This is a genomic window from Allobaculum sp. (genome assembly GCF_047010065.1).
Taxonomy (GTDB): Bacteria; Bacillota_I; Bacilli_A; order Erysipelotrichales; family Erysipelotrichaceae; genus Allobaculum; species Allobaculum fili.
Window position 1 is genome coordinate 1 of sequence record NZ_JBKXLD010000065.1, and the last position, 13,145, is coordinate 13,145.

Annotated in this window: 9 protein-coding genes; 2 read left to right on the forward strand and 7 right to left on the reverse strand. The window is 52.9% G+C overall.

The features are described 5' to 3' along the window. Positions 1-263 (forward strand): hypothetical protein (locus ACLUYS_RS06730; RefSeq protein ID WP_412659436.1); only part of this gene is annotated, 263 nt, incomplete at its 5' end. Positions 264-265: 2 nt separating this feature from the next. Here the strand turns inward: ACLUYS_RS06730 and ACLUYS_RS06735 are convergent. From ACLUYS_RS06735 to ACLUYS_RS06755, 5 genes are all read right to left on the reverse strand, one after another. Beyond that, entirely contained in the window at positions 266-1,429 is a 1,164-nt protein-coding gene (locus ACLUYS_RS06735) for a glycosyltransferase (RefSeq protein WP_288339104.1), read from the reverse strand. 331 nt (positions 1,430-1,760) lie between these two features. Beyond that, positions 1,761-3,752, reverse strand: coding sequence for an LCP family protein (locus ACLUYS_RS06740; protein WP_412659437.1), 1,992 nt, complete (start codon positions 3,750-3,752; stop codon positions 1,761-1,763). A gap of 351 nt (positions 3,753-4,103) precedes the next feature. Continuing rightward, positions 4,104-5,222 carry a cell division protein FtsZ gene (gene ftsZ / locus ACLUYS_RS06745; RefSeq protein ID WP_230267635.1) on the reverse strand — a complete coding sequence of 373 codons (1,119 nt, stop codon included), beginning with the start codon at positions 5,220-5,222 and terminating at the stop codon, positions 4,104-4,106. Between the two features lie 226 nt (positions 5,223-5,448). Next, positions 5,449-6,705: a hypothetical protein gene (locus ACLUYS_RS06750; RefSeq protein WP_230267634.1), complete on the reverse strand. Its 1,257-nt coding sequence runs from the start codon at positions 6,703-6,705 to the stop codon at positions 5,449-5,451. 561 nt (positions 6,706-7,266) lie between these two features. After that, positions 7,267-8,499, reverse strand: a complete 1,233-nt coding sequence (locus ACLUYS_RS06755) for a glycerophosphodiester phosphodiesterase (RefSeq protein WP_230267633.1) — start codon at positions 8,497-8,499, stop codon at positions 7,267-7,269. Positions 8,500-8,862: 363 nt separating this feature from the next. Between ACLUYS_RS06755 and ACLUYS_RS06760 the strand changes: the two genes are divergently transcribed. After that, positions 8,863-10,080 (forward strand): hypothetical protein, encoded by a 1,218-nt coding sequence (locus tag ACLUYS_RS06760; RefSeq protein ID WP_230267631.1) that lies wholly within the window; start codon positions 8,863-8,865, stop codon positions 10,078-10,080. Positions 10,081-10,334: 254 nt separating this feature from the next. Here the strand turns inward: ACLUYS_RS06760 and ACLUYS_RS06765 are convergent, their stop codons facing one another. Continuing rightward, positions 10,335-12,026: an FAD-dependent oxidoreductase gene (locus ACLUYS_RS06765; protein ID WP_230267630.1), complete on the reverse strand. Its 1,692-nt coding sequence runs from the start codon at positions 12,024-12,026 to the stop codon at positions 10,335-10,337. A 175-nt stretch (positions 12,027-12,201) separates the two neighbouring features. Next, positions 12,202-13,145, reverse strand: a 944-nt coding sequence (locus ACLUYS_RS06770; RefSeq protein ID WP_412659438.1) for a serine dehydratase subunit alpha family protein, incomplete at its 5' end; no start/stop codon positions are given.

The window sequence follows — 13,145 nt, forward strand, 5'->3', positions numbered from 1 at the left end:
GGCCACACTTTGAATTTTTCTGGGGGGGGGGATGGAAAATCCATTTCTGCCTGCTACAGAAACCGTCTGCGTATGTCTCATGCAGTCCCGCCGCGATTTTATCCCGCAAGTACAGCCTGCCGAAAGGTTTATACATCCAGACGGGCAGAATGATCCATATTCCGTATTGTGATCTTTTGCGCGACAGATCGCAAAAAAAGCCGCCCGCCTGCGCGCATACTCCGCTTACAAACGCCCGGCTTTATTCCAATGGGCCATTCTGAATTCATTTCCTGCTGTGTTTTGTGAGATTCTGCTCGCTTTGCCACAGGATTTCAAAGCTTTTTTCAAACGCCGACAGAGACAGATCCGTTTCAAAAACCTGACGGGCCGCCTTTCGCATGGCCTCTAACTGATTTTGAGCGGCCTCCGCAATTTCCTTTGCGGTCTGTTCGAGACGGCTGCGGTCGATGTTGATCCCGCATCTGTACTCTTCGATCCAGTCGTGCACATCGCCTTCCAGACTGTTAATGACCGGAAGCCCGCCCTGTAAATAATCGAGCGTCTTCATGGAAAGGCCGGCCTGTACGTCCGGTTTCATAATGTTGATGCCAAACGCGCAGGCATCAAAAATCGACTGTTTCTGCTCTGGATCATAGACGGCTCCGTAATCGATGATTTCACAGTACGGGGAAAGCCGCTCGACCATTTCGTCGCGGCGCTGTCCCTGCGCAATCAGATGCAGGCGAACCGCCGTACGTGCATGAAGCGCCTGAAACAGAGTTTCCATCGTATCGAGGTCAATGATGTTGTTGACAAACCCCAGATAGCAGAGATTCAGATGCTCCGTATCTTCCAAAGCAGAATGCGCTGTAAAAGTTTCTTCCGTTCCGGCCGACCAGTACATCACCTGCGCGGGCAGACCGGTCTGCTCCTGAATTTTTTTCTGAAACAGAGCGCATTCGCTGGCCAGAAGATCCGCGTCTTTTAAATAGCCGTTTCGCATATGCTTCCAGATCCAGGCCGGCGGCGTTTTGCCAAACCAGGAGCCGACCGGCAGCGATTCAGGCCACAGATCGTTGATATCAAAAATCAGGCAGACGTCCGGATGCTTTCGCTTGTAGCGTCCAATTTCCATCGCCAGCGAATTGGCCGGAATCAGACAATGGATGCGATCCGGCTTCCAGTCTTCCAGCCACGTTTTGGCACGTCTGGCAAATTCCATATGTCCCAGCAGTCTTTGCCACGACAGGTTTTTCTGGTAGGGCCGATGGCGAAGCCTGACGATGCCTTCTTCATCTGACGAGAAGGGCGCCTTGGTTTTGTGCGAAAAATCCGGCGTAAGAATAACGGTCTCTTCGCCATGCTTCTGATACTGTCTGGCGAGAAGTCTGGCTCTTGGCAGGTACGTGTCGCTGATGCAGATCAGCGCGGTCTTGTTTGTCTTCATGAAACCTCCCGCTATCTGGATTTGAACATGAAGATCCCGACCAGCAGACTCAGCAGAAAGAACAGCAGGATCCAGCAGAAATATTTGAGCTTCGCAGCAGCTGTGCGCGATGTAATATCCAATTTCATAACATCCTCATTATATCGGGTTCAGTCCTTCCCTGCTCATTTCCTCTTTTTTCCCCTGTTTCCAGTCCTGCGGAAACAGAGCGGCAGGAGCGCGGAAAGGCAGAAGGGCCTCACGTCCAGGCGAACCGTTTTGCCGGTTCAGACAAAAGGCGAAAAGCTTCGATTTGCTTTTCGCCTGAACAAAATTCAAAGGAAAGGTTTGGCTATCCGCCGTAGATCGGATTGCCCCATTCGTCATAGCCGATGAACGGACTCGCCGAAGGATCGATGGGATTGCCCCAGGCATCGTACTGCACATTCGGATCGGTATAGCCGTAATCCTGCGCCGGCTGCTGATACGGATCGTAGCCAGGATCGACATAATCCTGACCATAGCCGTACGGATCGGTAACGAGCGGTTCGTTGTAGGCATTATCCTGTTCCGTCTGGGTCTGATCCTGTGTGAGATCGACCGACGGGGTAATGGCTTCGGGAGAAATTTCGATCGTTTCGCCTGCACGCACATCCGCGATAAGCGATTTCGCGTATTCCACCATGGACGGAACGGCGATGGAAGCGCTCGCCGTCGTATTGAGCGTCGCGCAGTATTCAAAAGACGATTCGCCCGCAATGGCATAGTTCTGAATGTTCCAGTCCGGACGTCTGGCAATTTCCAGCGTCACGAGGGATTTCAACTCCCGGGCGCTCATGTTCGTATCGATCGCCGTCGATACTGCTTTGGCCACCTTCGGGTAGTTGATGAACATCGATGGAGACATGCATTTGCGAATCAGCGCCTTCATGACCATCGCCTGATTTTTGACACGCTGGTTGTCGCCGTCGACATACGCATGACGTTCCCGGGCAAAGGCAAGCGCACGGTCGCCGTCGAGATGATTGACGCCCGCATGCACGCCTTCTTCTCCGTTGGCGTAAAAGCGTTCCACTTCCTGTCCTTCCGGTACATCAATATCCACGCCGCCGACCGCATCGACCAGATTGATCAGCGACGAGAAGTTCACACGTACATAGTAATTGATCGGCACGCCCAGGAAATCTTCAATCGTGCTTTCCGTCGTGCCCACGCCGTAAATGCCGGTATGGGTCAGCTTATCGGTCGAGCCGTCCACCGCTTCGCAGGCACGGGAATTCTTTTCGCAGGATACCGTCACATACGTGTCACGCGGAATGGAGATCATCAAAATCTGTGCGGTTCGCGGATTCACCGTCACTAACATGTTTACATCCGAACGGGAAACCGTATCGATCGTTCCGTAACTGTCGTTTCCGGAAATCAGGACCGTAAAGGGATCACTCATGATGTTGGCAACCGGATCGGACGGCGTGATAGACGACGCGTCGCGATCGGTATAGTAAATGTATTCGTCCGTGATGTTGGCAAACGTATTCAGCGCGCTGTACTGGTTTTCGTCATTAGCGGCCTCGTACAGCTCTTCATGATTGTTTTCCGGGAAGGCGATCGTGGTCACTTCATGATCGAAGAGCGCGTCGACCAGCGAGTAGATCGAATCGTACTGCACGGGGGTAAAGGAAGCGCCCTGTTTGCGCAGGCTTTCTAACGCGTCCTGCGTATGGGAATCGAGACCGTCTACATAGCCTACCGTACCGTCCTTAAGCTGATCGGGTTCCGTAATATGGTTGCCTTTGAGCGTATAAAAGGAAATGACGTTGGCTTTGCGATCCGTCAGCGAGGAAATTTCCGTAAACATATCTTCGGTCGCCCGCGCATAGACGCCACCCATGCCGCAGCCGACGCCAAGTACGATCACAAGAATAGCCATGATCGTCCTGGATACCGGCCGCCGTGTCTTGCCCAGCCAGATCCACACAAAAAGCAGAAGAAGCAGACTGAGAACGGCCACGAAAATGAAGAGATACATCAGCGGCAAAATGTCGAGACGGAAGAGCTCAAAAATGAAATAGCCGCCGGCACATAAGGCAGCCAGGCTGATCAGCCAGGCCAGAATGCCGGGACGGCGATTGCGTTTTTTCTTTTTCCGGACGGAACTGGGAACAGTCGGTGCCTTGCGGCGGCTGGCTTTCGAAGAGACGTTTACGTACTCGTAATCGTCATCGTACCAGTCTTCTGCTCCAGAAGAACGCCGGCCCTGGGGGTTCGATCTTCTGGTGCTTTCCGGTGCGGAATTACGGTAAGTACGCCGATTCTCCGGCCTTGATTGTCGTGGTGAAGACATAGTAAACCTCCAGAATTTTCGAACTCATCATAAAGAGAGGCGGCACCAAATGCAACAAAGGCCAGAATCCGCCCTTTTTCTGTCCATTTTCCGATCCATTGTCAGAAAGTGGAACAGATAGCTCGTCTATACTCTTTATTAAAACACTTTGTTGTTAATTTATCTGCTTTTTCGTTCAAAGCTCTCTTTCTGGACCGAGATTGAGGGGTTTGGATTTCACAAAATTGAACATAATTTTTTCGTCCGGCTGTCTGGCTGCATGCCCATTTTCCATCAAAAAAGCGAAAGGATTGTTCGGTCCTTTCGCTCTGTAATTTTCAAAATTAAATCGTTTCCAAATCTTTTATGGAATTAGCGATTCTGGAAGAAGAAATCCGGGATGTTTTCATCCTCGGACGCTTTGACTTCCGCGCTTACCGAAGCACGGCCAGCCGTTACCTGCGGCTGTGTGTACAGGGAAGAAACCTTAGCGGCAGGTTCTGCCTTTTTGGTTCCGCCCTTTACTGCGGCCTTGCGCGCTGCCGGTGCGTCGTCGTCTTCAAAGCCCGTTGCAATAACGGTAACGATGATCGCGTCGCCGAGCTGTTCGTTAATAGCGATACCGAAAATGGTGTCGATGTCGCCGCCGGCTGCATCCTGAATCACCGCAACCGCGTTCTGTGCATCATACAGGGAAACCTTGTCGCCGCCGGTGATGTTGATGATCGCCGATTTTGCGCCGGTAATATCCGATTCGAGCAGCGGGGACTGGATGGCTTTTTCTGCAGCGTTGAGCGCTTTGTCTTCGCCGTCTGCCATACCAATACCGATCAGAGCACGACCCTGGTTGGCCATTACGGAACGAACGTCCGCAAAGTCAAGGTTCACGAGGGCAGGTACCGCAATCAGATCCGAAATGGTCTGAACGCCCTGACGAAGTACGTTGTCTGCAGCCTGGAAGGCTTCTTCGATCGGCTTGCGGCCGATGACTTCAAGCAGATTGTCGTTGGAAACAACGATCAGGGAATCGACATATTTTTTCAGTTCCTCAATGCCCTGTTCCGCATTGTTGGAACGGCGTTTGCCTTCAAATGTAAACGGACGGGTAACGACCGCGATCGTCAGCGCGCCTTCTTCTTTCGCCAGCTTGGCTACGAGCGGTGCAGCACCGGTTCCGGTTCCGCCGCCCATTCCAGCGGTAATGAAAACCATGTCCGCGCCCTTAATGGCTTCGCGGATTTCGGATTCAGTTTCTTCTGCAGCTTTACGGCCGACTTCCGGGTTGCCTCCGGCACCAAGTCCCTTGGTCGAATCGTTGCCCAGTACGATTTTCTTTTCTACCGGGGAACTTTTCATAACCTGAACGTCCGTGTTGGCGATGTAGAAATCTACGCCCTGCAGTCCGTCCATAACCATGCGATTGACCGCATTGCTTCCGCCGCCGCCAACGCCAATGACTTTAATATTCGCTCTCTGATTCAGTTCTGGCATGTGAATACTCTCCTTTATTCCTTGTTTCGATGGTTCGATAATCCTATGTCCATAAAGACTTCAGACAAGCGCGATATGCGCCTGTATGGCCGCATTTTACGCTCATTTGTCCTGATATCCTATCGTACAGGTTTTCTGTCGGATATTTCCGTTTTTGGTTTTCTGTTTTCCAATCTTGCGTCAAATCCGAATCGTATGATTCGTTTTTCCGGCAAGGGTGAAGCCGCTAGTTTTTCGACGTAAGTATTACGCGCTTGAGCTTACGGGTAAATCCGCCTTCTTCATCTTTGACATAGCGGGTAATGGACTCGATGCTTTCTTCCAGTTCGTTGTTATTGACGGAAATTTTGTCGCGGCCCTGAATTTCATTGCCGTCTTCCCAGACGTACGCCATGCCCAGCGGCACGACAAAGCATCCGCTGCGGGCACCGATGCTCGAAACGGAATAAACGTCCGCAGACGCATTGAAATCCTTGAGCAGATCGCGCAGAACCGGAATGTTCGAGCCCTGACCGGTAATCAGATAGCGGGCTTTGGTCTGGCTTACAATCGCCTGACAGGCGGCATTGATTTCCGCGATCCAGCTGCGCATGCGGGGCAGAACGGCATCGGCCAGTTCTTTTCGAGTGATTTCCACACGGCGATTTTCCTGCTGTTCAATGTAGATCACACGGTCCTCATCGTCTTCCTTCGGAACGCTGAAGAGGTTTTCGAGCAGACGCCATGCGGCGCTGTCGGAAAGCTGATAGCGATCCTGAAGCTTTTCAATGAAGGACTGGTATCCCTGATCAATCACAGCACAGAAGGCGATTTTGTTCTGATTGAGCAGGGCCAGCGCGGTATGATCGGCCTCCAGGCTGATCAGAATGACCGGCGCGTCCGCGGACTGCAGAAGCGATCCGGTTTCCTTTGCGGCTGCGTACAGATCGACCGCAATGTCCATGACCTGAATGCCGGCATCTTCCACTGCCTTGACATAGGAGAACACCAGTTCCCGGTTTCCATACAGCAGATCGACGTCCATATCGAATTCCGCCGCATCGCAGCCAAACGGCATCTCATCAAGATGGGTGGCCCCGATGAAATACTGAATCCGGTTGACGTTGATCAGCACTTCGTCGTCAAAGCTTGCGGCATGCATCGCCGTCTTCAGCCCCTGCTGAAGATGGAAGCGGCGAACGGTATGCGTACCGTCGTCGATATCGATGTGCACTTTGGTATTGACGTTTTTGACGCCGCGGCTGGGAACCGCGAGCAGAACGCGTTCGATGCGGTAGCCAAGCGCATTTTCTGCCTGACTGAGGGCCTGTTTCACGGCGTTGGTTACTTCTTTTTCATCGGTAATCTTTCCGTTGGAGATACCGGAGTGTGCGCAGCGCTCCACGCGTAAAACATTGCTTCGGTTATTAAAGATTTCCACGACTGCAAGCCGTACTTCCCGGTCGGCAATTTCGATGGAAGCGTAGACACTTTTTTTCGCCATAAGATCTCCTTCACTCTGTTTTATATTATATGCTCAAGCATTTGGAAATTCATTTGTATTCCCTGCCCGCAAATCAGAAATCGCTTTATTTCAGACAGGACGCTCTTCTTTGGGAAGACGCGACCTTCAGTATAACATTTTGCCCGAATGTCTTTGAATTTTTCCTTTTTCACCGGCATTTTCTTTTTCCGCACGCCGGTGCTTTTTGGCGGTGCGCCAGGTTCAGTCCGATGGAAACGGCACCGATTTCAGACGGGCTGCCGGTTCCTTTTTCATTCTGTTTCTTTTCTGGCGAGGCAGTGACTCGTTTGCCCGCCCGGCTGTTCTCATTTCAGATCCCTCTTTGATCCGGAAAAGATGGAAAACGCGAACGGTTTTGCAGGGATTCTATCTTTTCCGGACAGGTGGGTCTTTCTGCTAATTTTCGGATTATCTTTTCATTTTCCAGAACTTCAAAAGGCAGAAGGAAAGCGGAACCCCCTTTTCTTCTGCCTTTTGTTTCCAATTCCTGTACTGCTCAATTCTTCAGACGCGTCTGGAAGTACGCATTTCCTGTCGAACTCAGTTTTGTGCGCTCTGTGCCATTTCCTTATAAATGAGGACGGCGTTTTCCGTGTCGGTAATGACCCCGTCAGCACCCCATGAGAGATAGCGGTGAATGGCATCGGGATCATCGACGGTCCAGAGCCAGACTTCCTTGCCTGCCGCATGGATCTGCTCGATCCGCTTTTGCGAAATGAGCTTTTCATCGAGCGCAAGCGAATCCAGCCAGTCGCAGCCTAGCGCCGGATCGATTTCCGTATATTTATTGACGAGCAGCTGAACAAACATGTTCGGCAGCTTTTCGTGGATGGCTTCGAGAATGCCGGTATAAAAGGACTGCACCTGCATCGTGTAAGCGTACTGGGGATACGCTTCGACGACATCCAGAAACGGCTGAGGATCGTTTCGATCGTCCTTGAATTCAATCAGGTAAATGAGCTGATCGCGATAGCGGCCGATTACTTCCGACAGGCGGTGCAGCTTTTCTCCGTTATGCAAAATGATCTGGTCGAGTTCTTCGCTCGTATGTTCGGTAATGTTCCAGTCCAGACCCGCCGGTCCTTTCAGCGAATCGTCGTGGCAGACATACAGCACACCGTCCGAACTGGTGCGTACATCCAGCTCGACCTGGGGGCAGCCGGAAAGCAGCGCCAGATCGAACGAAGCGAACGTATTGTCCAGATTGTCTTCGACAAAGCCGCGGTGCGCGAAGACGGGAATGCGCTGCAGATTGCGGCTCGTCTGGTTCATCAGACGGCTGCGGACCATTTCATCGATCTGCTCGGAAGAAAGCGAGGCGGAGCCGATCTGCGGTCCGGCCACGAGCGGATAAATTTTATACGCCCCAAAGGAGGCCGCCGCAAACGCCAGCAGGCCGATCAGCGTACGTCGCATAAAATGGTGCTTCTTCACAGGTTTTCCTGCGGACGTTCGCGCCGCCTGCTTCCCGGCTTTTCGCGCACTCGTCCGATTTGACGCTGAAGAAGCGGCAGAGTGAGCGCTCTGATCGGCGCGACTGGCCGGCTCTTTTTTCAAAGCCGTTTTCTTCATCGTCTGTTCTGTGTTTTTTCGGGTCCGTCGGCCGGTTTTGTCCGGTGTTCTGGAAAGAGAGGCCAGCGAATCGGCAGCGCTTGAGGAAAACAGCCTGTCGTTTCGTTCTTTTTCTTCCGGACTTTCCCATTGCCAGTCCTTCTCTTCGAGTCGGGAAGAAGCAGACGGATTTGGGTTTGTATCGTTATGGTTTGTATTCATGTCTCTCCTGTTTCCAGTTCTGGCCTTTTCATTTATAGCGGATGCTAAGAGCGTTCCGACCGTTGAAACCAGAAGCCGCATTGGGCAATCGGATCCTGTGCGCTTTCAAAAACGCCGCGAAATGGGCGGCACACAATACGGTATTGTAAAAGAAATCTTTCAGCTTTCAATTTTCTAAGCGGCGCAGCTTTTCCAAATTGCGCCGTATTTTTTCTTTGGGCTCGTCCTGTAAAAAAGGAAAAGGTTTTCATATCGTGCCGCGTCTAGTGCGTCAGCGTTGACAAAGCGCTGGCGTGCCCATCAATTTGGCTGAATTTAGTATGGCGTATTCGACCGGGAACAGCCGTATGTTAAAATATCGTCATGAAAAATAACACAGAAAAACCAAAAAGCCGCAAGGCGAATCGGGAGGCTGCCACTCGCGAAGCGTCCAGGCGCCCTTCCCCAAAGGAAGAGCGTCAGTTATTTGATGAAGATCTCGCGGATGAAGAGCTCTGGGATGACGAAAACTATGACGAAGAAGACGACTATGAAGTCGATCTTCCATCCCGGTCTTCCCGCTCGCGCAAAGCGCAGCCGGCACCGGCAAAGCCAAAGAAACGAAAGGGATCGCTTGTTCTTCCCGTTCTGATTCTGGTTCTGGCCGTGACGCTGACGTCTCTGCTTGCGGTCGTCTATCTCCATCACAAATCAGGCATGCCTTCTTCTTCGGCATACCAGACCGCCGAAACCGAGGCGATGAAGCAGTACGATGACTTTACCGCCCTGGTCAACAATGCCGTTAAGCCGGACGACTGGGACGAAGGCGCATTTAACACAATGAAGCAGGCCGCTCTCGACGCGTACGATCAATCCTTTCTGACAACGATCGAAGCCGCCAAAAACGGCGATGCAGCTGCACGGGATCAGCTGAATGCGACCAGTGAAATCACGGTTCCGGAGCAGCCGGAAAAAGTCCGTCTGTTCGAGCAGTTCTTTACCGATTCTTCGGCATGGCCTGGAGCCATCGTCAATCTGGCCGCCTCGGATCCATCCATGGTGGATTTCATTCTCGCTTATCCGAGTGCCAACAAGGACGGCAACCGGGACGCGCAGATTGCAACCGACGCGCTGCAGGATCTGAAAACTGCCAATCCGGACTGGGGCTATATGCAGTATGGAAACGGCCTGTTCGTACAGACCGGAGGCGCCCCGACCGCCATTTCCGAAGTGTTCTCCTGGCTTCTTCAGGATCCGACGTTCAACCCCGTTACGGTTGCGGATTTTGCCCGTCAATATGAATACGATCTAACGCCCGCTCGCGACGGCGATTCCATTTTCGCGGGAGCCGCTTTAAACTGGGGCATTCCGATGAATCCGCTGCCCGCTTACCAGACGCAGATCGGAGACGCGCTTGCCGCCGGCGATATTGTCATTCTCCAGCAGGGCGACAACGAAAATCCGCATTTCCTCGTAGCGACTGGCGTAGATGAAAACGGCATGTGGATCATTCAGGATCCGACATCTTCCGCCCCGGCATCGGCTGTCGATCCAGCATCCATCATCGATTCCATTACTGCTGCCTTTGCCTTCTGGCTCTAAACTCCATTGAAATGAAAATCTGTACCTTGAATTCTGCTCCGGCAGATCGGGTACAGATTTTTTTGTGCTTCGTCCGGGACTTTGGGTTTCCAGTTTTCACCGGACATGCAGAAAACGGACAGGGACGAACACCGCGAAAGGCCATGTTCGTCCCTGTATTCCTTTTTATGTTTATGAATTTCTTTTCAGCCGTTCTTTTTCCCGCTCTGTTTCAGATGTTTCTTTTTCAGCGGCTTGTCTGTGCCGGATCTTTCTTATCGATCCATGCCGCAGGGGAAGGCCGATTCCACCAGCTGCCGTTCGTGCGTAACTTCATCGTAAAAGCGATATCCGCCGGCAAAGTTGTAGCAGTCAAACCCGTTGGCTTCCAGAATCCGGCAGGCGATGTAGCTGCGCAGACCGCTCTGGCAGATGACGTAAACCGGTTTTCTGGGATCAAGTTCATTCAGGCACCCGCGCAGTTCATCGACAGGAATATTTAGAAAGCCTTCGATATGGCCCCACGCATATTCTCCATTCGTGCGCACATCGAGCCGGGTTACATCGGGATTGTGTTCGATCGCCTCCAGATCGTCGAGATGCCACTGCTTCAAAATGCCGTCCCGGATGTTTTCGATCATGAATCCCGCCATGTTTACAGGATCTTTTGCCGAGGAATACGGCGGAGCGTACGCCAGATCGAGATCCTTGAGATCGACCGCGTTCATTTTGCAGTGAAGGGCGGTCGCCAGCACATCGATGCGCTTGTCCACTCCTTCATAGCCGACGATCTGCGCGCCGAGAAGACGGTACGTTCCCTTTTCAAAGACGACTTTCATAGTCATGACTTTGCCGCCGGGATAATAGCCGGCATGGCTCATCGGAGAAAGAATGACGGAGTCGACATCGAGACCGGCTTTGCGGGCGGCCGTCTCACTTAGCCCGGTGACGGCGGCATCGAGGTCAAAGACTTTCAGAATGCTGCTGCCCTGCGAGCCTTTGTAATGGCTGTCCTTGCCGCAGATGTTATCGGCTGCAATGCGTCCCTGTTTATTCGCCGGGCCGGCCAGTGCGATCAGGGCCGGATCGCCGGTTACATAATGAGAAACCTGAACAGCATCGCCGACGGCGTAAATGTCCGGAACGGACGTTTCCATGCGCTCGTTGACGAGAATGCTGTCCTTGATGCCCAGCTTCAGACCGGCGTCCTTGGCCAGCTTTGAATCCGGCGCGACGCCGATAGCCAGAATGACCATGTCGGCGTGAAGAGGCGCCTGCTCCTTGAGCAGAACATCCACACCGTTTTCCTTTTTTCGAAATCCTTCTACCGTCTGGCCGAGAGCCAGCTTTACGCCATGCCGCCGCATTTCGCCCTGAATCAGCGCCGCCATGTCCGGATCAAACGGGTTCATGAGCTGTTTCGGTCGCTGCACGATGGTCACGTCGATGCCAAGTTCGCGCAGATTTTCCGCCAGCTCCATGCCGATAAAGCCGCCGCCGGCCAGAACGACCGATCTGGGATGATGCGTATCGATATAGTCCTTGACGCGAAGCGTATCTTCTACCGTACGCAGCGTGAACAGCTGATCGGCGTCCATGCCGGTTAAACGCGGAAGCACCGGTCTTGCGCCTGGGGAAAGCAGCAGCTTGTCATACGGTTCTTCAAACGTTTCCCCGGTTTCCAGATTCGTCACCGAGACAGTTTTACGATCGGGATGAATGGCGGTCACTTCATGACGGACTTTCATGTTTACGCGAAAGCGCGCGTCGAAGCTTTCCGGGGTCTGGAGCGTGAGATCGCGGCGGTCGGAAATAACGCCGCCAATGTAATACGGCAGGCCGCAGTTGGCATACGAAATATGATGCGAGCGTTCAAATACCGTAATCTGCGCCTGCTCATCCAGACGGCGGATGCGGGCAGCTGCTGTGGCGCCGCCGGCTACTCCGCCAACAATAACGACTTTCATAAAAACTCCTTTCCGGATTCCGGAATGCGGCCGCCTCACGGGCGTCCGGAACGTCTGGAATCCGCTCTGTTTGGGGAATTATAGCCGAACCGGCAGACAATCCTTTTCCATTCGGCGATCTTTTCATTCGATTCGTTTGATTTTATGGACTTTGCCTTGAAAAGCTCTGCAGGACTCAGAGCGTGCGGTCCGAACAGCCCAGCATGATCTGCACGATTTCCTGATCGGTCTGCCGCATGCCTTCCCGGCCAAGGCGTCCGATATTTCGGATCGTGTTTTCCACGCCTTTGGTGACAATGCCGTCGCCGCCTAAAAATTCCTGGCCGTTCAAGTACATGTGATAGCCCAGAATGCCCGCTTCCACGCTCGAAGCGATTTTCGCGGCACAGCTTGGCTTGGCGCCATCGCAGATGATGCCCGAAACGATCGCCAGCGAATTGACCAGCGTGTGTTCAATCGCCTTGCGATCCGCACCCTGTAAAAAGGCGATTCCGCATCCTGCCGCGCAGCCGGCTGTGACCGCTCCGCAGTAGGCGGACAGACGCCCGATTCCGGTCTTTTCGTGAATGGCGATGAGATTGGAAAGCACCAGAGCCCGGTACAGCTGCTCTTTGCTGGAGTTCAGCTCCTTTGCGTATTCAATGACCGGGATGGAAACCGTCATGCCCTGGTTTCCTGAACCGGAATTAATGATGACGGGCAGCTCGCAGCCGCTCATGCGCGCATCCGATCCGGCTGCCGCTTTGGCGATCGCCCGATTGCGTATGGTATTGCCATAGTATTTGAGCATCGTCGATCCGATATTAGCGCCATAGCTGCGGCGCAGCCCTTCTTCGGCAATCGCCGTATTGTACGCGATCTGACGGTCGAGAACGGCCCGGACATCTTCAATGTCGCAGTCGTTTGCAAATTCATAAATCTTTTCGACGGTCAGAAGATCCGGATCGATCTGTCCGCTTCTGAACGCCCCATCGTATGCGCAGGAGCTGTCGATCTGATCGGTTCGATCCAGAAGTATCTGGCCATTTTTCTCAATGAAGACAATTTGCGTGTGGGCGTTGGCAATCCGGACTGAAGACGTCTGCCGGCCGCTTTGAAGCGAGACGATCAGATCAAAAA